Origin of the sequence: Pseudomonas sp. SC3(2021) (assembly GCF_019856535.1) — a bacterium.
In the GTDB taxonomy this organism is placed as follows: domain Bacteria; phylum Pseudomonadota; class Gammaproteobacteria; order Pseudomonadales; family Pseudomonadaceae; genus Aquipseudomonas; species Aquipseudomonas monsensis.
This window is the reverse complement of record NZ_CP082236.1, coordinates 5,749,885-5,774,391: the sequence shown is the minus strand read 5'-3', so window position 1 is coordinate 5,774,391 and position 24,507 is coordinate 5,749,885. Positions and strand designations below refer to the sequence as shown.

General features: G+C 60.2%; 20 protein-coding genes and 5 tRNA genes. 18 read left to right on the top strand and 7 right to left on the bottom strand.

Annotated elements, in window-relative coordinates:
- The first annotated feature begins 8 nt into the window (after positions 1 to 8).
- Positions 9 to 3,227, top strand: a complete 3,219-nt coding sequence (locus tag K5Y35_RS25715) for an ATP-binding protein (protein ID WP_222833293.1) — start codon at positions 9 to 11, stop codon at positions 3,225 to 3,227.
- 4 nt (positions 3,228 to 3,231) lie between these two features.
- On the opposite strand, the gene dkgB is transcribed toward K5Y35_RS25715, so the two are convergent.
- On the bottom strand, positions 3,232 to 4,035 hold the full coding sequence (dkgB, locus tag K5Y35_RS25710) for a 2,5-didehydrogluconate reductase DkgB (protein ID WP_222833292.1): 804 nt from the start codon (positions 4,033 to 4,035) through the stop codon (positions 3,232 to 3,234).
- 263 nt (positions 4,036 to 4,298) lie between these two features.
- Between dkgB and K5Y35_RS25705 the strand changes: the two genes are divergently transcribed.
- Positions 4,299 to 5,165: a pirin family protein gene (locus tag K5Y35_RS25705; RefSeq protein ID WP_222833291.1), complete on the top strand. Its 867-nt coding sequence runs from the start codon at positions 4,299 to 4,301 to the stop codon at positions 5,163 to 5,165.
- Between the two features lie 134 nt (positions 5,166 to 5,299).
- Positions 5,300 to 6,742, top strand: coding sequence for a mechanosensitive ion channel domain-containing protein (locus K5Y35_RS25700; RefSeq protein ID WP_186744702.1), 1,443 nt, complete (start codon positions 5,300 to 5,302; stop codon positions 6,740 to 6,742).
- A gap of 10 nt (positions 6,743 to 6,752) precedes the next feature.
- Here the strand turns inward: K5Y35_RS25700 and K5Y35_RS25695 are convergent, their stop codons facing one another.
- Positions 6,753 to 7,334 (bottom strand): GNAT family N-acetyltransferase, encoded by a 582-nt coding sequence (locus tag K5Y35_RS25695; protein WP_123463457.1) that lies wholly within the window; start codon positions 7,332 to 7,334, stop codon positions 6,753 to 6,755.
- Positions 7,335 to 7,462: 128 nt separating this feature from the next.
- Here K5Y35_RS25695 and xth point away from each other — a divergent pair, with 128 nt between their 5' ends.
- The 3 genes from xth to K5Y35_RS25680 all read left to right on the top strand — a co-directional run bounded on the left by xth (position 7,463) and on the right by K5Y35_RS25680 (position 10,919).
- Positions 7,463 to 8,257 carry an exodeoxyribonuclease III gene (gene xth, locus K5Y35_RS25690; protein ID WP_123463455.1) on the top strand — a complete coding sequence of 265 codons (795 nt, stop codon included), beginning with the start codon at positions 7,463 to 7,465 and terminating at the stop codon, positions 8,255 to 8,257.
- A 100-nt stretch (positions 8,258 to 8,357) separates the two neighbouring features.
- On the top strand, positions 8,358 to 9,185 hold the full coding sequence (locus K5Y35_RS25685; protein ID WP_222833290.1) for an arylamine N-acetyltransferase family protein: 828 nt from the start codon (positions 8,358 to 8,360) through the stop codon (positions 9,183 to 9,185).
- A gap of 210 nt (positions 9,186 to 9,395) precedes the next feature.
- Positions 9,396 to 10,919, top strand: coding sequence for a nucleobase:cation symporter-2 family protein (locus K5Y35_RS25680; RefSeq protein WP_123463452.1), 1,524 nt, complete (start codon positions 9,396 to 9,398; stop codon positions 10,917 to 10,919).
- Positions 10,920 to 11,038: 119 nt separating this feature from the next.
- Here the strand turns inward: K5Y35_RS25680 and K5Y35_RS25675 are convergent.
- A tRNA-Asn gene (locus K5Y35_RS25675) sits at positions 11,039 to 11,114 on the bottom strand.
- A gap of 220 nt (positions 11,115 to 11,334) precedes the next feature.
- Here K5Y35_RS25675 and K5Y35_RS25670 point away from each other — a divergent pair.
- On the top strand, positions 11,335 to 11,565 hold the full coding sequence (locus K5Y35_RS25670) for a hypothetical protein (protein ID WP_123463450.1): 231 nt from the start codon (positions 11,335 to 11,337) through the stop codon (positions 11,563 to 11,565).
- Here K5Y35_RS25670 and K5Y35_RS25665 read toward each other — a convergent pair.
- Complete coding sequence (locus K5Y35_RS25665; protein ID WP_123448639.1) at positions 11,562 to 11,762, bottom strand: hypothetical protein; 201 nt, start codon at positions 11,760 to 11,762, stop codon at positions 11,562 to 11,564. The genes K5Y35_RS25670 and K5Y35_RS25665 overlap by 4 nt on opposite strands.
- A 224-nt stretch (positions 11,763 to 11,986) precedes the next feature.
- Positions 11,987 to 13,183: an amino acid aminotransferase gene (locus tag K5Y35_RS25660; protein WP_123463448.1), complete on the bottom strand. Its 1,197-nt coding sequence runs from the start codon at positions 13,181 to 13,183 to the stop codon at positions 11,987 to 11,989.
- A 337-nt stretch (positions 13,184 to 13,520) separates the two neighbouring features.
- Here K5Y35_RS25660 and uvrB point away from each other — a divergent pair, with 337 nt between their 5' ends.
- A complete protein-coding gene (uvrB, locus tag K5Y35_RS25655; protein ID WP_123463446.1) occupies positions 13,521 to 15,536 on the top strand; it encodes an excinuclease ABC subunit UvrB in 2,016 nt (671 codons plus the stop codon).
- Positions 15,537 to 15,746: 210 nt separating this feature from the next.
- Here the strand turns inward: uvrB and K5Y35_RS25650 are convergent, their stop codons facing one another.
- Together K5Y35_RS25650 and K5Y35_RS25645 are read right to left on the bottom strand one after the other, a co-directional pair.
- A complete protein-coding gene (locus K5Y35_RS25650; protein WP_177490498.1) occupies positions 15,747 to 17,237 on the bottom strand; it encodes an MDR family MFS transporter in 1,491 nt (496 codons plus the stop codon).
- Positions 17,238 to 17,286: 49 nt separating this feature from the next.
- Positions 17,287 to 18,336, bottom strand: coding sequence for an HlyD family secretion protein (locus tag K5Y35_RS25645; RefSeq protein ID WP_222833289.1), 1,050 nt, complete (start codon positions 18,334 to 18,336; stop codon positions 17,287 to 17,289).
- Positions 18,337 to 18,564: 228 nt separating this feature from the next.
- On the opposite strand from K5Y35_RS25645, the gene gltX reads away from it, so the two are divergent.
- From gltX to K5Y35_RS25595, 10 genes are all read left to right on the top strand, one after another.
- Positions 18,565 to 20,046, top strand: coding sequence for a glutamate--tRNA ligase (gltX, locus tag K5Y35_RS25640; RefSeq protein WP_123463440.1), 1,482 nt, complete (start codon positions 18,565 to 18,567; stop codon positions 20,044 to 20,046).
- Positions 20,047 to 20,249: 203 nt separating this feature from the next.
- Positions 20,250 to 20,325 (top strand) — tRNA-Ala (locus K5Y35_RS25635).
- A 79-nt stretch (positions 20,326 to 20,404) separates the two neighbouring features.
- Positions 20,405 to 20,480 (top strand) — tRNA-Glu (locus K5Y35_RS25630).
- 53 nt (positions 20,481 to 20,533) lie between these two features.
- Positions 20,534 to 20,609, top strand: a tRNA-Ala gene (locus K5Y35_RS25625).
- 78 nt (positions 20,610 to 20,687) lie between these two features.
- Positions 20,688 to 20,763: transfer RNA gene (locus K5Y35_RS25620), tRNA-Glu, on the top strand.
- Between the two features lie 181 nt (positions 20,764 to 20,944).
- Entirely contained in the window at positions 20,945 to 21,484 is a 540-nt protein-coding gene (locus tag K5Y35_RS25615; RefSeq protein WP_123463439.1) for a TetR/AcrR family transcriptional regulator, read from the top strand.
- A gap of 30 nt (positions 21,485 to 21,514) precedes the next feature.
- On the top strand, positions 21,515 to 22,348 hold the full coding sequence (locus K5Y35_RS25610) for an alpha/beta fold hydrolase (RefSeq protein ID WP_123463437.1): 834 nt from the start codon (positions 21,515 to 21,517) through the stop codon (positions 22,346 to 22,348).
- A gap of 46 nt (positions 22,349 to 22,394) precedes the next feature.
- Entirely contained in the window at positions 22,395 to 22,844 is a 450-nt protein-coding gene (locus K5Y35_RS25605) for an acyl-CoA thioesterase (protein WP_222833288.1), read from the top strand.
- Between the two features lie 87 nt (positions 22,845 to 22,931).
- A complete protein-coding gene (locus K5Y35_RS25600; RefSeq protein WP_222833287.1) occupies positions 22,932 to 23,891 on the top strand; it encodes a tRNA dihydrouridine synthase in 960 nt (319 codons plus the stop codon).
- A 121-nt stretch (positions 23,892 to 24,012) separates the two neighbouring features.
- A complete protein-coding gene (locus K5Y35_RS25595; protein ID WP_123463433.1) occupies positions 24,013 to 24,459 on the top strand; it encodes an Hsp20 family protein in 447 nt (148 codons plus the stop codon).
- The last annotated feature ends 48 nt before the right edge of the window (positions 24,460 to 24,507 follow it).

Here is a 24,507-nt window from a genome sequence, read left to right as displayed (position 1 = left end):
CCAGACACATGAAGCTCGCAGGTGGTGTTGTCTGGCTGTGGCTGATGGTGGCGGGGGCCTGCTGGGCGAGCGAGGCGCCACCGGTACTGGACATCCTCACCCGCAGCGGTCTGGAGCATGTCCAGCTGCCCCTGGACGAACAGGACCGGCAATGGCTGCGCGAGCATCCCGTATTGCGCATGGGGATTTCCGGGCCCGACTACCCGCCGTTCGAGATCAGCCGCAATCAACATGAGCTGGAGGGACTCACGGCTGACTACGCTGACCTGTTGGCGCAACTGCTCGGCGTGCGGATCGAAGTGCGCCGGTACGCCGACCGGGAGGCGCTGATGAGCGCGCTCAAGCGCGCAGATCTCGATCTGTTGGGCACCTCCAATTCGTTTGAAACTGCCGACCCGGACATCGTTCTGTCCCGCGCCTATGCCGAAGATCAGCCCATGCTGGTCACCCGGTTCGACGAACTGTTAACGATGGGCCTCGAAGGCAAACGCGTCGCCATGGTCGAAGACTATTTGCCGCTGGCGAATGTGCAGGCGTTATACCCACGCGCACGAATACAGCGTTATGCCTCGGCGATGGATGCGCTGGGGGCCGTGGCGTTTGGCGCAGAAAACGTTTATCTGGGCGATCTGATCAGCGCCAACTACTTGATCAACACCAATTACCGCAACGACCTGCACCTGGCCGGGCCTGCGGGGCTTGACGCCAACCCCTTCGGTTTTGCCTTGTTGCGCAGCGATGTGCGCCTCAAACGCATCGTCGACAAGGCACTGGCGGCGATTCCCGGCGAGCAGCGGCAACGCATTGAGCTGCGCTGGAGCGCCGGTCCTGCCGAGATGGCGGGGCAGTCCCGGGTTCAGCTCAGTGCGACCGAGCAGCAATGGCTGGATCAGCATCCGCTGGTGCGGGTCGGCGCCATCGAAGATTTCGCGCCGCTGACTTTTTTTGATGCCGACGGTCGTTTCAGCGGGTTGGGCGCACAACTGCTGAACCTGATCAGCCAGCGCAGCGGGTTGCAATTCGCGATCGTGCGCGGTGCTTCGCTGGATCGCCAGATCGAGCAACTGAAGGCCGGCGACCTCGATGTGTTGCCTGTGGTGACGCCCAGCAGCGAGCGCGAAAACGAGCTGCAATTCACCCGCGCCTACCTGAACAATCCGTTTGTGCTGGTCAGTGCGGTAGCGGCGCAGAGTCCGCGCACCCTCGACGATCTGGTGGGCAAACGCGTGGCGATTTATCGCGGTCACCCGTTACGCAACTATCTGCTGGAACGGGTACCGCGCATTCGTCTGGTCGACGTCAGAAGCCCTGCCGAAGGCATGGAGTGGATTGCCAAGGGCCAGGTCGATGCGACGGTGAGTTCATTGCTGGTTGCGCGTTTTCTGATTGCCCACCAGTACCGCGAGCGCCTGCGCATCATTGGCACCGTCGGCGACCAGCCGGCCCGCATTGCCCTGGCCACTGCTCCGCAGGCGCCGCTGCTGCATTCGATCCTGAACAAGGCCCTGCTGAGCATCGCCCCGCAACAGATGGACGAACTGGTCGAACGCTGGGGCAATGATGTGGTGGTGGAGGACAGTTACTGGCTGCGTCATCGCCGCACCATTGTGCTGGGTTTTGCCGGTGCGGCGGGTCTGTTGGTGCTGGCGCTGGGCTGGATCGGTTTTCAGCGCTGGCAGATTCGTCAGCGCCAGCAATGGTTGCAGCAATTGCAGGATGCCAAGGACATCGCCGACGACGCCAATCGGGCCAAGACCACGTTTCTGGCAACCATGAGCCATGAAATCCGCACCCCGATGAACGCCTTGATCGGCATGCTCGAACTGGCCCTGAAACGGGCCGAAGAGGGCGTGACCGATCGCCTGGCGATTCAGGTGGCCTCCAATGCCGGGCAGCAATTGTTGGCGCTGATCGGCGACATTCTCGACATTGCCCGCATTGAGAGCGGGCATTTGTCCATCGCCCCGGAACGGGCCAATCTGCGTGAACTGGTGGTGTCGGTCTGTCGGGTATTCGAAGGCCTGGCCCGGCAGAAACGCTTGCTGTGGCACATCGAACTCGATGCACACAGCGACGTTGAGGTGTTGATCGACCCGACGCGTTTCAAGCAAGTGCTGTCGAATCTGCTGAGTAATGCGATCAAGTTCACCGACACCGGCGAGGTGAGCTTGTGGCTGGCGGTAAGGCCCTCGACGGCCGAGCGACTGGCGGTGAACGTGGTCATTCAAGACAGCGGCATCGGCATCGCAGCGCAGGATCGGCAGCGGCTGTTCAACCCGTTCGTCCAGGCGCGCAATAGTCCCCAGTCGGCGCGCAGCGGCTCCGGACTGGGCCTGGTGATCAGTCGCACGCTGTGCGAAATGATGGGCGGTACGTTGCGCCTCGACAGCGAGCCGGGCCAGGGGACGCAGGTGGAGGTCAGCCTTGAGTTGCCAGTATTGACGACACTGGAGCAGCGCCCCGCGACGCCTGAAACACTGCGCGAGGCATCGTGCTCGCTGCAGGTGCTGGTAGTCGACGATCATCCGGTGAATCGGCTGTTGTTGTGTTGGCAACTGAGTGAACTGGGGCACCGCACGGTCGACACCGAGGATGGTCATGAAGGTCTGGAACGCTGGCGGGCGCAGTCATTCGATGTGGTGATCACCGATTGCAACATGCCGCGGCGCAATGGCTATGAACTCGCCCGGGCCATCCGTGCCGAAGAGACTACGACGGGGCGCCGGCCCTGCCTGATCCTCGGGTTTACCGCCAATGCCCAGGTCGAGGAGAAGCGTCGCTGCCTTGCGGCGGGTATGGACGAATGCCTGTTCAAACCGATTCGCTTGCACGATCTGGCACAGGCGCTCGAGGGCGCCAGTCATGACGACGGACAGCTTGAACCCACCGAGGACATTGTTCCGGTAGACATTGATCTGAGTACGCTGGAACAGATGGCCGGCGAGGATCACGCGCTGATTGCGCGTCTGCGCGAAGAAGTGTTGAACAGTCTGCATCACGACCTGCAACGCCTTGAACGGCTGAGGCCCGGGCGGGATCCGGAAGGGCTGCGCGAGCTGGCGCATCACATCAAGGGCGCCGCCCGCATGGTCGGCGCGGCGCGGCTGGTGGCGGCGTGCGACGAACTTGAGCAGGTCAGTCGCGGCGCCGATACCGAACCTGTAGTCAGGGCGGTCCGTGTGTTGCGCGAGGCCATGAACGCTCTCGCGCAGCGTCTTCAGGCCTGAGCGATCAATCCCAGACCGGCGCAATGCCTTTCGGGCTGGTCAGGCGATGACCGCGTTCGAGCGTGGCGATCTGCGCCATGTCCGCGTCACTCAGGGTCAGCGCAACGGCCCCCATATTGCTCTGCAGGTTGGCGCGTCGGGTTGACGATGGAATCACCGCATACCCCGATTGCATGGCCCAGGCCAGGGTGACTTGTGCCGGTGTGGCCTGCAGGCGTTCGGCGATTTGCTGGATCAGCGGGTCTTTCAGGACTTCGCCATACGCGAGGGTCATGTACGAGGTGATGTGGATGCCCTGGCTTTTGGCAAACTCGACGACTTTGCGGTTTTGCAGGTACGGGTGCAGTTCGATCTGGAGGGTGGCAATGTTGTCGGCGCCCACGGCTTCAATCGCCTGTTGCATCAGTTCGATGGTGAAGTTGGAGACACCGATCTGCCGGGTCAGGCCCAGACGCTTGGCTTCCAGCAATGCCCCCATGAATTCGGCGACCGGCACCTGATCGTCAGGCGATGGCCAGTGGATCAGTGTCAGATCGAGGTAGTCGGTCTGCAGTTTTTGCAGGCTTTCCTTGAGGCTTTCGATCAGGCGATCCCCGGCGAAATTGGCGATCCAGATCTTGCTGGTGATGAATAACTCATCGCGCGCAATGCCGCTGGCGGCGATGGCCTGGCCGACCTCGGCCTCATTCTCGTAAATCTGTGCGGTGTCGATGGCCCGATAGCCGAGCTCAAGGGCGGTGCTCACCGAATCGATGACCACCTGACCTTGCAGGCGAAACGTACCCAGACCAAAAGCGGGAACAGACATTGATGACTCCAGGGTTGCAGTGGGAATGGGCCGGAGTATCCGCGTCGGCTTCCTTGAGAAAAACCGCCGGTGAGGCAAAGCACTGTTGACCGCGAGGCACGAATCTTTTTCGGGAGTTGTGTCGTCCGGGCAGACCCCCTCGCGAGCAGGTTCGCGAATTGTCCTGTTTGTGGAACGCAAAAACTGTTTTTTGCCGTCTAGTGCATGAATGTTCATGAATATAAGCTCAATTCAATGCGTCATTCATCAAATTGGAGACAACCATGAAAAACATCATCGGTATCTACACCAGCCCGCGCGGCCACTGGGTCGGCGATGGTTTCCCGGTTCGCACGCTGTTTTCCTACGACAACCTGGGCAAACACATCAGCCCGTTCCTGCTGCTCGACCATGCCGGTCCCGCGCATTTCACCCCGACCACCGAGCGACGTGGCGTGGGTCAGCATCCGCACCGTGGTTTTGAAACCGTGACGATCGTGTACGAGGGCGAGGTGCAGCACCGCGACTCCACCGGCAGTGGCGGCACCATCGGCCCGGGCGATGTGCAATGGATGACCGCCGCTTCCGGGATCCTGCACGAGGAGTTCCACTCGGATCGCTTCGCCAGAACCGGCGGCAACCTGGAGATGGTCCAGTTGTGGGTCAACCTGCCGGCCAAGGACAAAATGGCCGCGCCGGGTTACCAGACGATTCTCGATGGCGACATCCCGAGCATCGCCCTCAAGGACGACGCCGGCCATCTGCGCCTGATCGCTGGCGAATTCGATGGCCGCAAAGGGCCGTCGCGCACCTTCACCCCTATCGACGTCTGGGACCTGCGCCTGAATGCCGGCAAGTTGCTGACGCTGGATCTGCATGAAGGCCGTAACACCGCGCTGGTGGTGTTGAAAGGTTCGCTGCAGGTCAACGGCCTGGAGTCGGTGCGCGAAGGGCAGTTGGCGCTGTTCGAGCGTAACGGCCATCAGTTGACCCTCGAAGCCAGCGAAGACGCCGTGGTGTTGCTGCTCAGTGGCGAGCCGATCGACGAACCGATCGTCGGTCACGGCCCGTTCGTGATGAACACCGAGCAGGAAATCCACCAGGCCTTCGCCGACTTCCAGTCCGGACGTTTCGGCCAGATGCATTCCTAGCCTAAAGCTGTGTAGGGGCTGTGGCAGGTTTTTTTGTTCCCAGTGAGATCGTGTTCGTCCTCTTAAATCAATTGCTCCTACACTTGCCCAATCTGTGCGATCTTCTCGCGATTGGCCCCCGTCGGAGTTGTTTGATGCTGTCTCTGCTGAGCGAACATCCGTTGTTTTGCGCGTTGATCCTGATCCTCCTCGATCTGGGGCTGTGGCGCCTGATCAGCTCCCGTGGCAGCGAGTGGAAGCTGCTGGTGCGGGTGCTGATTTTCAGCCTGTTCAGCGCCGTACTGTTCAACGAAGGCCTCAACCCGATGGAGCCGGCGCCGTGGGCCGACAACGTGCCGCTGCACCTGGCGGCGACCGGTTTGCAGATCGGCTGGTGGTTGTTCGGCGCTCGCACCCTGACGGTGTTGATCGGCGCGGTAATGATGCAGCGGGTCGGGCACACCGGGCGCTTGTTGCAGGACTTGCTCGGCGCGGTGATTTTCCTGATCGCGATTATCGCAGCGCTCGCTTATGTGCTGGATCTGCCGGTCAAAGGCGTGCTGGCGACGTCCGGCGCGCTGGCGATCATCGTCGGTCTGGCCTTGCAGAGCACGCTCAGCGACGTGTTCTCCGGGATCGTCCTCAACACCACCAAGCCCTATCAGCTGGATGACTGGATCTCCATCGACGGCACCGAAGGCCGGGTCACCGACATCGACTGGCGCGCCACGCGTCTGCAAACCAGTCAGGGCAGCATGGCGGTAATCCCCAACTCACTGGCGGCCAAGGCCAAGATCATCAACTTCAGTCGACCGAGCAACATGTTCGGTGTGGCAGTCAGTGTGCAGGTCAGCCCTCATGCCCGGCCCAACTCGGTGATCGACGCACTGGAGCGGGCGATGCAGGGCTGTCGCCAGTTGCTCGACACGCCGGCGCCGAGCGTCGCGTTGAAAAGCTCCGGCAGCAGCGGCGCGGAATACGAGATCAGCGGCTTCGTCGCCTCAATGGGCGAGAAACGTGTGGTGCGCAATCAACTGTTCGATCTGGCTTATCGGCACTTGCAGGCGTCCGGGGTAAACCTGCTGTCCAGCGATGAAAGCAACGCGCCGACGAACCTTTCGCGGCCACGGGCGTTGCTCGACAGTTCACCGATTTTCTCGACCTTGCGTCAGGAAGAAAAAGACACCTTCAGCCAGAACATGACCCTGCAAACCTTCCGCGCCGGCGAGCAGATTCTGGGGGCTGGAGAGGTCAGCGATCACCTGTTCATCATCGAGTCCGGTGTGGTCACGGTGACCTTGATCCGTCATGGCAAACCGTTCGAATCCGGACGCATGGGGCCGGGGGAAGTGATTGGCGAGGCCGGTATTCTTTCCGATTCATCGGTGCCGGCCACCTTCGCCGCGAAAACGTTCTGCGCCATGTACCGTATCGAAAAATCCTATTTGAAACCGTGCCTGGACGCTCGTCACGACATCAGTGAAGCGATGAAAACCCTGCTCGATTATCGCCTGCACAAAGCGCAGACCCTGACGCAGGACGAGCCCGTGGTCGTGGCGAAAAAAGGCTTTCTGCAGTGGCTGCGCCATCGCGTGTGAACGACGGGCCTCAGGCGTAAGCGGCGAGTTTCTGTTCCAGGTGCAGGCGCACCTGTGGCCACTCGTCATCAATGATGCTGAAACGCACCGAGTTGCGCTTGCGCCCGTCGGGCATGATCCGTTCATGGCGGACGATGCCTTCCTGCTGCGCCCCCAGACGCAGGATCGCGTTGCGTGACTTCTGGTTGTTTTCGTCGGTGGTGAATTGCACGCGCACGCAGTCGAGCAGGTCGAAGGCGTGGCACAGCATCAGGTATTTGGCTTCGGTGTTGACGAACGACTTCTGCCAGCGCGCCGCGATCCAGCTGCTGCCGATTTCCAGCTTGCGATTGAGTCGGTCGATCTTCCAGAAGCGGGTCGAGCCGATCACCTCGCCGGTGTCTTTCAATACGATGACAAATGGCATGACCGTACCGGCTTCGCGGCCATCGAGGGCCTTTTTCAGATAACTGTCGATGGTCGACGCCGAAGGCACCACGGTGACGGTGAGGTTCCACAGTTCGCCGTCAGCGGCGGCATCGAGCAGGGCGGCGGCGTCGGAATATTGCAGCGGGCGCAGAAGAATGCGCTGACCTCGCAGCGTGGTTTGCATGGATTCAGGTCTCGGCAGTGCGGGCGAAGGGCGAGCGCCTATTACGCCGCAGCGCAGTGATCCGATGCAACCTGCGCGAGGGGCACACGGTCACAATTTTTACATGCCTTGGGCAGGAGCCTCAGCCGATGAAAAACCTGCGGATCGCCACCTACAACGTCAACGGCCTGCGCGCACGGCTGCCGAACCTGCTGGACTGGCTCAAGCGCGAACAGCCGGACATCGCGTGCCTGCAGGAACTCAAATCCGTCGACAGCGCGTTTCCTGTCGCCGAGCTGGAAGCCGCCGGGTATGGCGCAATCTGGCAGGGTCAGGCGTCGTGGAACGGCGTGGCGATTCTTGCCCGCGATGCGCAGCCGCTGGAGAGCCGCCGTGGGTTGCCCGGCGACCCCGATGACAAGCACAGCCGCTATCTGGAAGCCGCAGTGCATGGAGTGCTGGTCGGGTGCCTGTACTTGCCAAACGGCAACCCGCAGCCGGGGCCGAAGTTCGACTACAAACTGGCCTGGTTCGAGCGCCTGATCCGTTACGCCAAGGACCTGCAAAGCAGCGACCACCCGGTGGTGCTGGCCGGCGACTACAACGTGGTGCCCACCGACATGGACATCTACAACACCCGTTCATGGCTCAAGGACGCGTTGCTGCAACCGCAAAGCCGTGAGTGCTATCAGCGCTTGCTCGATCAGGGCTGGACCGATTCACTGCGGCATCTGTACCCCGAAGATCGGCTGTACACGTTCTGGGATTACTTCCGCCAACACTGGCAAACCAACTCCGGGCTGCGCATTGATCATCTCTTGCTCAACCCGGCGCTGAGTCCGTATCTGCACGAGGCCGGAGTAGACGCCTGGGTGCGCAACGAACCGCACGCCAGTGACCATGCGCCGACGTGGATTCGCATCGGTTCGCGCAAGAAGCGCTAGCAGGTGATTGGCGAAATCAATTGTCGAAAACAGTGCCTGATCCCGTATACATGGCGACCATTAACGCAGTGATCTGCGGCCCATGCAAAAGGACTGAGCAATGAGCGAACCACGCCTGACGAATCTGAAGCTGTACCTGCAACGCCTGGGTTTCGATACGCCGCCTGCACCGACCCTGGACACCCTGCGTCAGCTGCAATTACGTCACACCGGCGCCTTTCCCTTCGAGAACCTGGCCACGATCACTGGGGCGCCGGTGCTGATTGATCTCGCCTCTATTGAACAAAAGGTATTCGACCATGGCCGTGGCGGGTACTGTTACGAACTCAATCACCTGTTTTTCGCCCTGTTGCTTGAACTGGGCTTCGATGCTCGCGCCATCAGCGGCCGGGTGGTGATGAATCAACCCGAAGGCAGCTGGACCGCCCGTACTCACCGCTTGAGCCTGGTGACCCTCGACGGCGTGCGTTACATCACCGACGTCGGCTTCGGCGGCATGGTGCCAACCGCACCGCTGGTCCTCGACAGCGAACACGAGCAGTCCACGCCGCACGAACCCTACCGCATCGAAAAACAGACCGATGGCTACATGCTGCGCGCCAGGGTGGCGGGTGAGTGGCGGTCGATGTACCTGTTCGATCTGCAACGCCAGGAAGACATCGACTACACCATCGGCAACTGGTACGTCTCGACCCATCCGCAATCACCGTTCACCCAGCGCCTGATGGTTGCGCGAACCGGTGACGGCTGGCGCAAGACGTTGAACAACGGCAGCTTCGCGCTTCATCGCGTGGGCGCCGAGAGTGAGCGTCGGGAAGTGGCGGATGTCGATGAGTTGATCGCGTTGCTGGCTGGCGAATTTGATCTGCGCCTGCCTGATCTTCCGCATGTGCGGCATGCCCTTGAACGGATGATCGTCCCGGCCTGAGGTCGCCGTGAACACTTCACACGAGTGCTCACATCCACACTGACAGGAGGGAATGTGTTGCCGGATTTGTGGGCGCTGGCAGCAGCGGGCTAGCAGGATGGGTGGCTACCTGGCCATTATGTGACCAATAAGTTGTATACAACTCTATGGACATTTGTCACGAGTATTGAATACAGTGTGCGCATAACAAAAACCAGGGAACCCCCCACCATGAAAACGCCCCATGTTTCACACCAACGGCCCGAGGACGAAAATCTCGGGGTCGGCGCGAATATGGCTTACGGCCTGCAACATGTTCTGACCATGTATGGCGGTATCGTCGCGGTGCCACTGATCATCGGTCAGGCTGCCGGGCTGTCGCCGGCGGACATTGGTTTGTTGATTGCTGCTTCATTGTTTGCGGGGGGGCTGGCGACACTGCTGCAAACCCTGGGTCTGCCGTTTTTTGGTTGTCAGTTGCCGCTGGTGCAGGGCGTGTCGTTCTCCGGCGTGGCGACCATGGTCGCGATCGTCAGCAGTGGCGGCGAGGGCGGTTTCCAGTCGGTGCTCGGCGCGGTGATTGCGGCGTCCTTGATCGGTTTGTTGATCACGCCGGTGTTCTCGCGCATCACCAAGTTCTTCCCGCCGTTGGTCACCGGCATCGTAATCACCACCATCGGCCTGACGCTGATGCCGGTGGCCGCACGCTGGGCCATGGGCGGTAACAGCCATGCCCCGGACTTCGGCAGCATGCAGAACATCGGTTTGGCGGCGGTCACGCTGGTGCTGGTGTTGCTGCTGAGCAAAGTCGGCAGTTCGACCATCTCGCGTCTGTCGATCCTGTTGGCCATGGTGATCGGCACGGTGCTGGCGGTGTTCCTTGGCATGGCGGATTTCTCCAGCGTCACCACGGGGCCGATGTTCGGCTTCCCGACGCCGTTCCACTTCGGTATGCCGACTTTCCACTTCGCCGCGATCCTGTCGATGTGCATCGTGGTGATGGTGACTCTGGTAGAGACTTCGGCGGACATTCTCGCGGTCGGTGAAATCATCGGCACCAAGGTCGATTCCAAGCGCTTGGGCAATGGCTTGCGGGCAGACATGCTGTCGAGCATGTTCGCGCCGATCTTCGGTTCCTTCACTCAAAGTGCTTTCGCCCAGAACGTCGGGCTGGTGGCGGTGACCGGGATCAAGAGCCGTTACGTGGTCGCCACTGGCGGTATCTTCCTGGTGATTCTCGGTCTGCTGCCGTTCATGGGCCGGGTGATTGCCGCCGTACCGACGTCAGTATTGGGTGGCGCCGGTATCGTGCTGTTCGGTACGGTGGCGGCAAGCGGTATTCGCACGCTGTCGAAGGTGGATTACCGCAACAACGTCAACCTGATCATCGTTGCCACCTCGATCGGCTTCGGCATGATCCCGATTGCCGCGCCGAACTTCTACGATCACTTCCCGAGCTGGTTCGCGACCATTTTCCATTCGGGCATCAGCTCGTCGGCGATCATGGCGATCCTGCTCAACCTGGCGTTCAACCACTTCACCGCCGGCAACTCGGACCAGCAGTCGGTGTTTGCCGCGGCGGAAGAGCGGACCCTGCGCTATCGCGATCTGGCAGCGCTGCGTGAAGGCGATTACTTCAGCGACGGCAAGCTGCATGATTGCGATGGCAAGGAAGTGCCGGTGATCGAGCCTGATGATCACGATCATGGGCAAGGTGCGCCGAAGGTGCATGCCAAAAGCGGTGAGCATGTCTGACAGCTGCCTGTGAATAGAAAAGGGCCGATCTGTTAAGCGCAGATCGGCCCTTTTTGTTTGATCTTTTCGAGCGCCCACAAAAAAGCCCCTGAATCTTTCGATTCAGGGGCTTTGCTATTTGGCTCCACAACCTGGACTCGAACCAGGGACCCAATGATTAACAGTCATTTGCTCTACCAACTGAGCTATTGCGGAATTGGTGCGTATGTTACTGATTCAAAAAGAGAAGTCAAGCATCAGTTATAAAAAACACTGAATCTTCTGGATGGGCGGTGACTTGTCAGCGATTGGCGGTTACCAGAACTGCAGCAGAGGTCTACCATGGCCGCCCGGAAGTGGTCACACGCGCTGCCGGCCATTCGCCGAAAAAGGTCCGCGCCATGAACCATTTGTCCCGCAACAGCGAGGTGTTCGCATGAGCATCGCGCAAATCAGCCTGCCCAAGGGCGTCGGTCCCCACGCCGAAAAACTCTTCGATGCAATCACCCAGGCCAGCACCGCTGAGGAATTGAACCGCGCCGGTGGCAAGGCCGAAGGTTTTGTTCTGGGCCTGGAAAGCACCAAGGCGATCAAAAGCCAGATCGCCGAATCGCTGTACGTCGTTTATGACGACGCCGCGAGTCAGCGTGCGACCGAACTGGCTTAACTGCCGAAGGTGATGGTGCCCATCATCAGTTTGGCGTAAGCCGCAGTGGCTGCGAGTTGCACCAGCCACAGGACCAGGCCGCCGAGGAAGACGCCGGTGGCCACTTGCAGCACCAGGCTTTTTTCGCGCTTGGCCGGGGTGCGCGGGATGAAGTCATCCAGATCGTCACGGTCGGCGCGCAGGTTGTCGTTTTTCATATCTGATCTCACAAAATTCTGGAATGTACTCATCACCTGTGGGAGCGAGCTTGCTCGCGAAGGCGTCATGTCAGTCGACAACGATGTTGAATGACAGATCGCTTTCGCGAGCAAGCTCGCTCCCACATTTGGACATGTGTGCAGTTTAGAGGGGATAGGGATTGTTTCGTGACAATAAAAAACGGGAAGCCGCAAGGCTTCCCGTTTTTCATCGCAAAGCGTAATCAGATGACCTGAACGATCGCATCCGTCACGGCCTTGATGTTGCTCTGGTTCAGCGCCGCCACGCAGATGCGACCGGTGTCCAGGGCGTAGATGCCGAACTCGTTACGCAGGCGATGCACTTGTTCAGTGGTCAGGCCGGAGTAGGAGAACATGCCGCGCTGACGACCGACAAAGCTGAAGTCGCGGCCCGGGGCTTTTTCCGCCAGCAGGGCAACCATCTGCTCGCGCATGCCGCGAATGCGCAGGCGCATTTCCGCCAGCTCGGCTTCCCACTGTGCGCGCAGTTCCGGGCTGTTCAGCACAGCGGCGACGATGCTTGCACCGTGGGTCGGCGGGTTGGAGTAGTTGGTGCGGATCACGCGCTTGACCTGCGACAGCACGCGCGCGCTTTCTTCTTTCGATTCGCTGATGATCGACAGGGCGCCAACGCGTTCGCCGTACAGCGAGAACGACTTGGAGAACGAGCTCGAGACGAAGAAGGTCAGACCGGACTCGGCGAACAGGCGCACAGCGGCGGCGTCTTCGTCGATGCCGTCACCAAAGCCCTGGTAGGCCATGTCGAGGAACGGCACGTGACCTTTGGCCTTGACCACGTCCAGCACGTTGTTCCAGTCGGCCGGGGTCAGGTCGACGCCGGTCGGGTTGTGGCAGCAGGCGTGCAGGACAATGATCGAGCCGTTCGGCAGGGCGTTGAGGTCGTCGAGCATGCCGGCACGGTTCACGTCGTGGGTGGCGGCGTCGTAGTAACGATAGTTCTGCACCGGGAAGCCGGCGGTTTCGAACAGCGCGCGGTGGTTTTCCCAGCTCGGGTCACTGATTGCCACAACAGCGTTCGGCAGCAGTTGCTTGAGGAAGTCAGCACCGATTTTCAGTGCGCCGGTTCCGCCGACGGCCTGAGTGGTGATGACGCGACCGGCGCTGATCAGCGGCGAGTCGTTACCGAACAGCAGCTTCTGTACGGCCTGGTCGTAGGCAGCGATGCCATCGATCGGCAGGTAACCGCGCGAAGCGTGTTGAGCAGCTCGAACGGTTTCGGCTTCGATCACGGCGCGCAGAAGTGGAATTCGCCCCTCTTCGTTGCAGTAAACGCCAACGCCCAGGTTGACCTTGGTGGTCCGGGTATCGGCGTTGAAAGCTTCGTTAAGGCCCAGGATTGGATCGCGGGGTGCCATTTCGACAGCGGAGAACAGGCTCATTATTACGGCGGCTCTGAATGGAGAGTGGAGGGACGTGTAGCGCTCCAGCCGAATGCACTAGAGCGGTGCACAAACGGGGAGCTAGTATAGAGGCCATCACTGAGCAATGGCGACAGCGGAATCGGCATTTCGGGTAAGTTTTTCCGATTATTTCTTGACCGTTAGTCGATTGACCCTGTCAGAGACTTTGCCGGATGTAGGACGTTTACCTTGAAAGCCGAGGCAATCGACTCCACATTGAGCACAATCCAGGTTTTTTCTTGCGCGACATCGGTCGTTTGCGGTCGTCCCCGTGGTGTTCCGCTTTGCTCGGAACGCTGCGATCCCAGAGGTGTGTATGTCCGAATTCCAGCTAGTCACCCGCTTCGAGCCCGCCGGCGATCAGCCGCAAGCCATCCGCCAATTGGTGGAGGGCATCGAAGCCGGGCTGGCGCACCAGACGCTGCTCGGTGTGACCGGCTCGGGCAAGACGTTCAGCATCGCCAATGTCATCTCTCAGGTACAGCGTCCGACGCTGGTGCTGGCGCCGAACAAGACCCTCGCTGCGCAACTGTACGGCGAGTTCAAGGCGTTCTTTCCGAACAACGCCGTCGAATACTTCGTTTCGTACTACGACTATTACCAGCCCGAAGCCTATGTGCCGTCGTCCGACACCTTTATCGAGAAGGACGCGTCGATCAACGACCACATCGAGCAGATGCGCCTGTCTGCGACCAAAGCATTGCTGGAACGCAAGGACGCGATCATCGTCACCACGGTATCGTGCATTTACGGTCTGGGCAGTCCGGAAACCTATTTGAAGATGGTGCTGCACGTCGATCGCGGCGACAAACTCGACCAGCGCGCACTGCTGCGGCGTCTGGCCGATCTGCAATACACCCGCAATGACATGGATTTTGCCCGGGCAACCTTCCGGGTGCGCGGCGATGTGATCGACATCTACCCGGCGGAATCCGATCTGGAAGCGATCCGCATCGAGCTGTTCGATGACGAGGTCGAAAGCATTTCCGCATTCGACCCGCTGACGGGCGAAGTCATCCGCAAGATGCCGCGCTTCACTTTCTACCCGAAGAGTCACTACGTGACGCCACGGGAAACCCTGCTCGACGCGATCGAACATATCAAAGTCGAATTGCAGGAACGCCTTGAATACCTGCGCAGCAACAACAAACTGGTCGAGGCTCAGCGTCTGGAGCAACGCACCCGTTTTGACCTGGAAATGATCCTCGAGCTGGGCTACTGCAACGGCATCGAAAACTACTCGCGCTATCTGTCCGGCCGTCCGGCCGGTGCTGCACCACCAACGCTCTACGATTACCTGCCGGCCGACGCCTTGCTGGTGATCGACGAATCCCACGTCAGCGTGCCGCAGGTCGGCGCAATGTATAAGGGCGACCGCTCACGTAAAGAGACGCTGGTGGAATACGGCTTCCGCCTGCCGTCGGCGCTGGACAACCGGCCGATGCGCTTTGATGAGTGGGAAGGGGTCAGCCCGCAGACCATTTTCGTCTCGGCGACACCGGGCAACTACGAAGCCGAGCACGCCGGGCGGGTGGTTGAGCAAGTGGTGCGGCCGACCGGTCTGGTCGACCCGCAAGTCGAGGTGCGTCCGGCGCTGACTCAGGTCGATGACCTGCTCTCGGAAATCACCAAGCGCGTGGCGGTCGAGGAGCGGGTGCTGGTCACCACGTTGACCAAACGCATGGCCGAAGACTTGACCGATTACCTCGCCGACCACGGCGTGCGCGTGCGTTATCTGCACTCGGACATCGACACCGTCGAGCGGGTCGAGATCATCCGCGATCTGCGCCTGGGCACGTTTGATGTGCTGGTGGGGATCAACTTGCTGCGCGAAGGCCTGGACATGCCGGAAGTGTCGCTGGTGGCGATCCTCGATGCGGACAAGGAAGGCTTCCTGCGTTCCGAACGCTCGCTGATCCAGACCATTGGCCGTGCGGCACGTAACCTCAACGGCAGGGCGATTCTCTACGCCGATCGCATGACCGGTTCGATGGAGCGGGCGATCGGTGAAACCGAACGTCGTCGCGACAAGCAGATCGCTTTCAACCTTGCGAACGGCATCACGCCCAAAGGCGTGTTCAAGGACGTTGCCGACATCATGGAAGGCGCCACCGTGCCGGGTTCGCGCAGCAAGAAGCGCAAGGGCATGGCCAAGGCGGCCGAAGAAAGCGCCAAGTACGAGGCCGAATTGCGCTCGCCGAGCGAGATCGCCAAACGTATTCGCGCACTGGAAGAGAAGATGTATCAGCTGGCGCGGGATCTGGAGTTTGAAGCAGCGGCGCAGATGCGTGATGAGATTGCCAAATTGCGCGAGCGGCTTTTGGCTGTTTGATTGATATTGCCTGATAGGGTCTCATCGCTGGCAAGCCAGCTCCCACAGGTTTCTTTTGGTGCTCACACATTTCGTGTACACCATCAATCCCTATAGGAGCTGGCAAGCCAGCTCCTTGGTTTGCTTTGGTGCTCACACATTTCGTGTACACCATCAATCCCTGTGGGAGCTGGCTTGCCAGCGATAAGGCCGCTACAGGCGGCACAAAAATCAGTGGGCTTCCCCAGCCTTCAGCCCTTGCGGCAATTTCTTGGTCAACAGAATGGCCAGCATGCTGATCCCCAGCGCAATCCCGACAAAGTGAAACGCATCGTTGTAGGCCATGATCGCCGCCTGCTGATGGACGATCTCACTCAACTTGCCCAACGCCGCCGTGTCGCTGCCAAACCTGTCGGTCATTGACGCCAGGCGCTCAGCCACCTGCGGATTGGTCGGCACCACCGCCTCGCGCAAATAATCGAAGTAGGTTTTGGTTCGCGCATCCAGTAGCGTCGCGAGCAGAGCAATGCCAATCGCACCGCCAAGGTTACGCAGGATATTGAACAGGCTCGACGCCGACCCCGCGTCCTGCGGCAGGATGTACGCCGTGGCGATCAGGGAAATGGTCACCATGATCAGCGGCTGGCCGAGGGCGCGGATGATCTGGATCTGATTGAACTGCGGCCCGGCAAAGTCCGGGTTGAGCACCCCCGACGAAAAACTCGCCAGCCCGAACAGTCCGAAGCCCAGCGTGCACAGCCATTTCGGCGACACGAACTTCATCAGCTTCGGCACCAGTGGAATCAGAAACAGCTGCGGCACGCCCATCCACATGATCACTTCGCCGATCTGCAGGGCGTTGTAGTTCTGGATCTGCGCCAGATACAGCGGCAGCAGATAAATCGAACCGTATAGCCCGACGCCCATGCCGAGGCTGGAAATACTCGAAAGGCCGAAGTTGCGATTGCGCAGGATGCCGAGGTTGATCAGCGGGTTGGGCCTGGAAATCTGCACGATCACAAAGGTGATCAGGCTGATGAGGGCGATGCTGCCCAGAGTCACGATCAGGTTCGATTCGAGCCAGTCCTTGCGGTGGCCTTCTTCGAGAAATACCTGCAGACAACCGAGGCCGACACCGAGGGTGAGGATGCCGGTGTAGTCGGTGCTTTTCAGCAGTTCCCAGTGCGCTTCCTTCTTCTCCAACCCGTACATCAGCCCGGCGATCATGATCAGCCCCGGCGGAATGTTGATGTAGAAGATGTACTCCCAGCCCCAGTTTTCCGTGAGCCAGCCGCCCAGTGTCGGGCCGATGGACGGGGCGAACGTCGCGGTCATGGCGAACATCGCCATGCCTTTGGCGCGGTGGTGCTCGGGGAGTTTGATCAGGGTCAGGGTGAACGCCAGCGGGATCAGCGCACCGCCGGTGAAACCCTGCATGGCACGAAACACGATCATGCTTTCCAGGCTCCAGGCCATCGAGCACAGCAGCGACGAAACCAGAAAACCCAGCGACACCCACACTGCCAGCCGCCGCGCCGAGAGCAACTGCACCAGCCACGCGGTCAGCGGGATCATGATGATTTCCGCGACCAGGTACGAGGTGGAAATCCACGAGCCTTCTTCCAGCGTCGCCGAGAGTGCGCCCTGAATATCTTTCAGCGAGGAGTTGGTTATCTGGATGTCGAGTACCGCCATAAAGGCGCCGAGCATCACGCTCATCACCGCGATCCAGTCGCGCCGGGTCGGTTCACCGACCGGGCGGATCAGCGAATCACCGGCCATTGTCCGGGGCGTCTTTGATGTTCACGGTGGCGGTGACTGACATGCCCGGGCGGATCTTGCCGTGCAGCGGGTTGTCGGCCTTGAAGGTCAGTTTCACCGGAATCCGCTGTACGACCTTGGTGAAGTTGCCGGTGGCGTTGTCCGGTGGCAACAGGCTGAACTGCGCACCGGAGGCGGCGAACAGGCTGTCGACCCGCGCTTCGATGGGGGTGTCGCTGTAGGCGTCGAAGGTCAGCTCGGCTTTCTGTCCGGGCTGCATGTGGCCGATCTGGGTTTCCTTGAAGTTGGCCTGAACCCAGATGTCTTCATCGGGGACGATCGACAACAGATAGGCGCCGGCCTGTACGACCTGGCCGTTGCGTGCGGCGCGCTGGCCGACCAGGCCACTGATCGGCGCATGGATTTCGCTGCGGGTCAGGTTAAGTTCGGCCTGGGCGAGATCGGCGCGGGCGTTGGCGATCTGTGCGTCTAGGCGCTTGATCTCGGCGGTCAGTGCGTTGACTTGCTGGCGTTGACTCTGCGCATCGGCCTGGGCTTTGGCCACCTGCGAGCGGGCGATGTGGGCATCGGCGGAAAGGGTGGTTACCCGTTCTTCGGAAACGTAGCCGGGTTTGCGCAAGGTTTCCGCACGCGACAGATCCATCTGCGAACGGCCGAGGGTGGCTTGGGTGGTCGCCACTTGCGCGTCGCTGGCGGCGATCAGGCTCGATTGCTGGGTCAGTTTGCTCTGCGCCTGCAAGCGCTCGGCCTCGCGGGTAGCGAGAGCCGCATTGGCGCGATCGACAGCGAGGCGAAAGTCATTGGGCTCAAGGCGCACCAGTAACTGGCCTTTTTCCACGTGTTGATTGTCCTGCACCATTACTTCGTCGATGCGCGCGCTCAATTGGCTGGAGACGCGAGTGATTTCGCCCTGGACATAGGCGTTATCGGTGCTTTCATAAAAGCGCCCCTTGAAAAACCAATGGGCGAAGAAACCCCCGGCAATCAACAGAACCAGCAGCAGGAAAATAAACAGGCGACGCTTGAGTTGGGCAGGCATGGGCAAACTGTAGTCGAGGAATTGTAAGGAAAGGTATCAGTACGCGAATCTGGCACGAAGCCGATAAACGGTAAATGCCATCCGCCGATATTCAGCCATTCACCGCGCTGTATGGGCGTTCCAGCCGCAAACTTGGCTTAAATGCCCTGCCCGCTGGAGCGGGGCGGGTGTCGCCTGTTACCATTCGCCGCTTGATTGTTTTGCTTTTCATTCTTTTCGAGACATGCCATGACCACCGTCCGCACTCGCATCGCGCCATCGCCTACCGGGGACCCCCACGTAGGTACCGCTTACATCGCATTGTTCAACTACTGCTTTGCCAAGCAGCATGGCGGTGAGTTCATCCTGCGCATCGAAGACACCGACCAGTTGCGTTCGACCCGCGAGTCCGAACAGCAGATCTTCGACGCCCTGCGCTGGCTGGGTATCGACTGGAGCGAAGGCCCGGACGTTGGCGGCCCACACGGTCCGTACCGGCAGAGCGAGCGCGGCGATATCTATCAGAAGTATTGCCAGCAACTGGTCGACATGGGCCACGCGTTCCCGTGCTTCTGCACCGCTGAAGAACTGGATCAGATGCGCGCCGAGCAAATGGCGCGCGGCGAAACCCCGCGTTACGACGGTCGCGCGCTGCTGCTGTCCAAGGAAGAAGTCGCCGCCCGCCTGGCCGCTGGCGAACCCCACGTGATCCGCATGAAGGTGCCGAGCGAAGGCGTTTGCGTAGTGCCGGACATGCTCCGTGGTGATGTCGAGATCCCGTGGGATCGCATGGACATGCAAGTGCTGATGAAGACCGACGGCCTGCCGACGTACTTCCTCGCCAACGTGGTCGACGACCACCTCATGGGCATCACCCACGTGCTGCGTGGCGAAGAGTGGCTGCCGTCGGCGCCGAAACTGATTCTGCTGTACGAGTACTTCGGCTGGGAACAGCCGGAACTGTGCTACATGCCGCTGCTGCGTAACCCGGACAAGAGCAAGCTGTCCAAGCGCAAGAACCCGACCTCGGTGACGTTCTACGAGCGCATGGGCTTCATGCCGGAAGCGATGCTCAACTATCTGGGCCGCATGGGTTGGTCGATGCCGGACGAGCGTGAGAAGTTCTCGCTGCAGGAAATGGTCGACAACTTCGACCTCAAGCGTGTGTCCCTCGGCGGGCCGATCTTCGACATCGAGAAGCTGTCATGGCTCAACGGCCAGTGGCTGCGCGATCTGCCGGTGGAAGAGTTCGCCGCACGCGTACAGAAATGGGCGTTCAACTCTGAGTACATGATGAAGATCGCGCCGCTGGTTCAGGGGCGTGTGGAAACCTTCAGTCAGGTTGCACCGCTGGGCGGGTTCTTCTTCGCCGGTGGCGTGAACCCTGATGCCAAGTTGTTCGAATCGAAAAAGCTTTCCGGTGATCAGGTTCGCCAGTTGATGCAGTTGATCCTGTGGAAACTCGAAAGCCTGCGTCAGTGGGAGAAGGACAACATCACCGCGACGATTCAGGCGGTGGTCGAATCCCTTGAGCTGAAACTGCGTGACGCGATGCCGCTGATGTTTGCCGCGATCACCGGGCAGGCGAGTTCGGTGTCGGTGCTCGATGCGATGGAAATCCTCGGCCCGGACCTGACCCGTTTCCGTCTGCGCCAGGCGATCGACCTGCTGGGCGGTGTGTCGAAGAAAGAAAACAAAGAGTGGGAAAAGCTGCTGGGCGCGATTGCTTAAGCACGTCTGACTCTGCAGGAACCGCCGAAGGCCGGGATCTTTTGATTCCGGCCTTCGGCGTTTTTCCCCCGGATTTTCGGGGGGAGGGCGGTAAGTGATTGTTATGCCGACAAAAAACTTTGAAATTTTTCAAAAATAAGTTTGACAGGCTTTCGATACGCCCTTAAGATTCGCCCCGTCCTCAGCGATGACATCAACGATGAGGGGCTATAGCTCAGCTGGGAGAGCGCTTGCATGGCATGCAAGAGGTCGACGGTTCGATCCCGTCTAGCTCCACCAATTTACACTTCGAAGCCTGGCCACACCGGCTTCGAAGCGATCAACACTCAGCGTTGATCAGTTGTATAGAAGGGTTTGCGTCCCCTTCGTCTAGTGGCCTAGGACACCGCCCTTTCACGGCGGTAACAGGGGTTCGAGTCCCCTAGGGGACGCCAGTTTTACAGAAGTGATGTTGCAAAACGTTGCTCCGCCGCGAGGCGAAAAATCCGGGGCTATAGCTCAGCTGGGAGAGCGCCTGCATGGCATGCAGGAGGTCAGCGGTTCGATCCCGCTTAGCTCCACCAATTTACAGTTCAAGGTCTGGCCACACCGGCCTTGAATAGATCAGTTCTCAGCGCTGATCAGTTGTATAGAAGGTTTGTGTCCCCTTCGTCTAGTGGCCTAGGACACCGCCCTTTCACGGCGGTAACAGGGGTTCGAGTCCCCTAGGGGACGCCACGATTACCCGCTATGCGGGATTTATAAGGGTCATTCAATTATTGAATGGCCCTTTTGTTTGTCTGGCGTTTGGCCAATTCTCCTTTTTCCTTACACTGTGCTTCAGACCAGCGGTCATATCCTTGACTTGCAGAATATTATTATGCGAATAATATTCTAGTCGTAATATTCGGAGGCAACGATGAACGATAAAAAAGCTCAAACCCGCGAACGCATCCTCAAGGCTGCCAGCGCCGCATTGATTCAGCGTGGCCCGGCAGACCCGAGCGTGGGCGAAGTGATGGGCGCGGCCGGCCTGACCGTCGGCGGCTTCTATGCGCACTTCGAAAGCAAGGACGCGATGATGCTCGAAGCGTTCAAGCAGCTCCTGGGTCGCCGACGCGACCTGATTGCCGACATGGACGCCGACCTGACCGGGGAAGAGCGTCGCGCCTTGGTCGCGGCCTTCTATCTGTCGCGCAAGCATCGTGATTCCAGCGACGCGGCGTGCCCGATTCCAGCCTCCATCGGCGAACTGGGCCGTTTGCCGGAGTCGTTCCGCGTGGCACTGAACGAGCATTTGGAGTTGATGATTGCGCAGTTGGCGTCCAGCCCCGAGGACACCGACAAAGCCCTGGCCGACGTGGCCTTGATGGTGGGCGGGCTGGCGCTCGCAAGGGCCCTGGGGCCGGGAGATTTATCCGATCGATTGCTGCGCGCGGCCAAGTCGGCGGTGCGTTGACCTGAAGGCAATTCGCCTGAGGAGAGAGCGATGAACACGTTGAAGTGGATTCGTGGCGTTAATGGCACCTTGGGCTGGATTGCACCGAAACGGGTAGCGAGCAAAATGCGCCTGGCGTTCATGACGCCACGCACGCTGCCTTTGCGTGATTGGGAATTGCCGCTGCTGGCCAATTCCGAACGAATCACTTTGCGCTTTGGTCTCTCAGCGTTGCGCTGGGGCCAAGGCCCGACCGTGCTGCTGATGCATGGCTGGGAAGGGCGGCCAACCCAGTTTGCCGCGCTGATCACGGCATTGGTCGAGGCCGGTTACACGGTTGTGGCCCTCGATGGTCCGGCCCACGGTCGTTCGCCGGGGCGAGAGGCCAATGTCGTGCTGTTCGCTCGTGCCATGCTCGAAGCCGCTGCCGAGCTGCCGCCGTTGCAAGCGGTCATCGGCCACTCCATGGGTGGCGCCAGCGCGATGCTCGCCGTGCAATTGGGGTTGCGCACCGAAACCCTCGTCAGCATTGCCGCGCCGGCCCGAATTCTCGGCGTGTTACGCGGTTTCGCGCGCTATGTCGGCTTGCCGCCCAGAGCGCGTTCCGCCTTTATCCGGCAGGTCGAGCAGGACGTCGGCATGCGCGCCGCCACTCTGGATGTCGCGCACTATCAACTGGATATGCCGGGGCTGATCGTGCATGCCGAGGACGACACCTTCGTTTCGGTCAAGGAATCGCAGCTGATTCACGAATCATGGTTCGACAGCCGTCTGCTGCGCCTGGAAAGCGGTGGCCACCAGCGCGTGCTGGCTGACCCTCGGGTGGTGGATGGCGTGTTATCACTGTTGGCCGGGCGCAGCCTTCAGGCGCGCCAATCGGCCTGAGCTCCGTTACACTGCCCCGGTTGAATCAATTGACTGGGAGTGGGGCATGGGTTGGGATCGGGCAACGCCGTTTACCATTGATCTGCAAGTCGGCGCCGAGGACATCGACGGGTTGGGCCACGCGAATAACGCGGTGTACGTGACCTGGCTGGAACGCTGTGCCTGGCGCCACTCGCAGCGTCTGGGGCTGGATCTGGTCGAGTACCGTCGGCTGGATCGGGCGATGGCCGTGGTGCGTCACGAGATCGATTATCTGGCCGCCGCTTACGAAGGCGATGAGCTGCAGTTGGCGACTTGGATCGTCGATTGGGATCAACGGCTGAAAATGACCCGGCATTTCCAGCTGAAACGCCCGAGCGATAACGCCACTCTGCTGCGCGCGCAAACCACGTTCGTCTGCATCGAGCTGTCCACCGGCAAGCCCAAGCGCATGCCGGCGGAGTTTATCGAGGGCTACGGTCCCGCAATTCAGGCCTCAGAATCTGCGCAAATCTAATCTGTAGGAGTGAGTCTGCAGGGGATCTGCGGTTTTTCTCGTAATCCAGTAAACTGCCGCACGTTTTCTTCAAGTAGTGTTTTCCCCATGCAAATTGCTCTGGCGCCCATGGAGGGGTTGGTCGACGACATCCTGCGCGACGTGCTGACCCGTGTTGGCGGCATCGACTGGTGCGTCACCGAATTCATTCGGATCAACGATCAGTTGCTCACACCGGCCTATTTCCACAAGTTCGGTCCGGAGTTGCTCAATGGTGCCCGTACCCGATCTGGTGTCCCGCTGCGCGTGCAGTTGCTCGGCTCCGACCCGGTATGCCTCGCGGAAAACGCGGCGCTGGCCTGCGAACTCGGTTCCGAAGTGATTGACCTCAACTTCGGCTGCCCGGCCAAGACCGTCAACAAATCCCGGGGCGGGGCGGTGCTGCTCAAGGAGCCGGAACTGCTCAATACCATTGTCGAGCACGTGCGCCGCGCCGTGCCGGCGCACATCCCGGTCACCGCCAAGATGCGTCTCGGCTTCGACAGCCCGGACGGCTCGCTGGTCTGTGCCACTGCGCTGGCCGAAGGCGGTGCCGAGCACATCGTGGTTCACGCCCGGACCAAAGTCGATGGCTACAAGCCGCCGGCACACTGGGAGTGGATTCCGCGGGTGCAGGATGTGGTCAAGGTGCCGGTGTTTGCCAACGGTGATATCTGGAGTGTCGAGGACTGGCGGCGTTGCCGCGAGATCAGTGGTGTCGAGGACATCATGCTCGGTCGAGGCCTGGTGTCGCGGCCGGATCTGGCCAGGCAGATCGCGGCTGCCCGTGCTGGAGAGGACGTGATCGAGATGACCTGGGCCGAGCTGATGCCGCTGATCCAGGACTTCTGGCTGCAAGCCAAGGCGCAGATGACCGCGCGTCAGTCGCCGGGCCGTTTGAAGCAATGGCTGGCAATGCTGACACGCAATTATCCCGAGGCCACCGAGCTGTTTACCGTGCTCCGTCGTGAAACCGAGCCAGACCAGGTCTCGCGTTTGCTCGGCCTGCCAGTCGCCGAAGCGGCCTGAAAAAAATCTGCAAATACTCTCTTGAAATCATTTCAGCGGTCCCTATCTAAGGGGTACGCGATGCCGAATTCGGGTCGCGGAGACACAAAAACTTGCTGATTGTTTTCAGGAGATTTGAACCATGAGTACTGCATTTTCCCTCGCACCACTGTTCCGTTCCTCGGTGGGTTTCGACCGCTTCAACGACCTGTTCGAAACCGCGCTGCGCAACGAGCCAGGCAGCAGCTACCCACCTTACAACGTCGAAAAGCACGGTGATGACCAATACCGCATCGTCGTGGCCGCAGCCGGTTTCCAGGAAGAAGACCTGGAGCTGCAAGTCGAGAAAGGTGTGCTGACCATCAGTGGCGGCAAGCGTGATGCCAACGAAGGCGTGACCTTCCTGCATCAGGGCATTGCCCAGCGAGCCTTCAAGCTGTCCTTCCGGCTGGCCGATCACATCGAGATCAAGGCCGCCGATCTGAGCAACGGTCTGTTGAGCATCGACCTGTTGCGGGTGATCCCGGAAGAAGCGAAGGCCAAGCGCATCCCGATCAACGGGGCGCAGAAGCCGGCTCTGCAACATTGATTCACTTGCAGACACAAAATGTCTGAGCAGGCGCTGAGCCGCTGAATG

Coding starts and splice junctions, on each gene's coding strand:
- uvrB (WP_123463446.1), top strand. CDS start 13,521: ATGTCCGAATTCCAGCTAGTCACCCGCTTCGAGCCCGCCGGCGATCAG.
- K5Y35_RS25670 (WP_123463450.1), top strand. CDS start 11,335: ATGAGCATCGCGCAAATCAGCCTGCCCAAGGGCGTCGGTCCCCACGCC.
- K5Y35_RS25680 (WP_123463452.1), top strand. CDS start 9,396: ATGAAAACGCCCCATGTTTCACACCAACGGCCCGAGGACGAAAATCTC.
- K5Y35_RS25610 (WP_123463437.1), top strand. CDS start 21,515: ATGAACACGTTGAAGTGGATTCGTGGCGTTAATGGCACCTTGGGCTGG.
- dkgB (WP_222833292.1), bottom strand. CDS start 4,035: ATGTCTGTTCCCGCTTTTGGTCTGGGTACGTTTCGCCTGCAAGGTCAG.
- gltX (WP_123463440.1), top strand. CDS start 18,565: ATGACCACCGTCCGCACTCGCATCGCGCCATCGCCTACCGGGGACCCC.
- K5Y35_RS25705 (WP_222833291.1), top strand. CDS start 4,299: ATGAAAAACATCATCGGTATCTACACCAGCCCGCGCGGCCACTGGGTC.
- K5Y35_RS25685 (WP_222833290.1), top strand. CDS start 8,358: ATGAGCGAACCACGCCTGACGAATCTGAAGCTGTACCTGCAACGCCTG.
- K5Y35_RS25595 (WP_123463433.1), top strand. CDS start 24,013: ATGAGTACTGCATTTTCCCTCGCACCACTGTTCCGTTCCTCGGTGGGT.
- K5Y35_RS25715 (WP_222833293.1), top strand. CDS start 9: ATGAAGCTCGCAGGTGGTGTTGTCTGGCTGTGGCTGATGGTGGCGGGG.
- K5Y35_RS25600 (WP_222833287.1), top strand. CDS start 22,932: ATGCAAATTGCTCTGGCGCCCATGGAGGGGTTGGTCGACGACATCCTG.
- K5Y35_RS25695 (WP_123463457.1), bottom strand. CDS start 7,334: ATGCAAACCACGCTGCGAGGTCAGCGCATTCTTCTGCGCCCGCTGCAA.
- K5Y35_RS25660 (WP_123463448.1), bottom strand. CDS start 13,183: ATGAGCCTGTTCTCCGCTGTCGAAATGGCACCCCGCGATCCAATCCTG.
- xth (WP_123463455.1), top strand. CDS start 7,463: ATGAAAAACCTGCGGATCGCCACCTACAACGTCAACGGCCTGCGCGCA.
- K5Y35_RS25615 (WP_123463439.1), top strand. CDS start 20,945: ATGAACGATAAAAAAGCTCAAACCCGCGAACGCATCCTCAAGGCTGCC.
- K5Y35_RS25665 (WP_123448639.1), bottom strand. CDS start 11,762: ATGAAAAACGACAACCTGCGCGCCGACCGTGACGATCTGGATGACTTC.
- K5Y35_RS25645 (WP_222833289.1), bottom strand. CDS start 18,336: ATGCCTGCCCAACTCAAGCGTCGCCTGTTTATTTTCCTGCTGCTGGTT.
- K5Y35_RS25700 (WP_186744702.1), top strand. CDS start 5,300: ATGCTGTCTCTGCTGAGCGAACATCCGTTGTTTTGCGCGTTGATCCTG.
- K5Y35_RS25605 (WP_222833288.1), top strand. CDS start 22,395: ATGGGTTGGGATCGGGCAACGCCGTTTACCATTGATCTGCAAGTCGGC.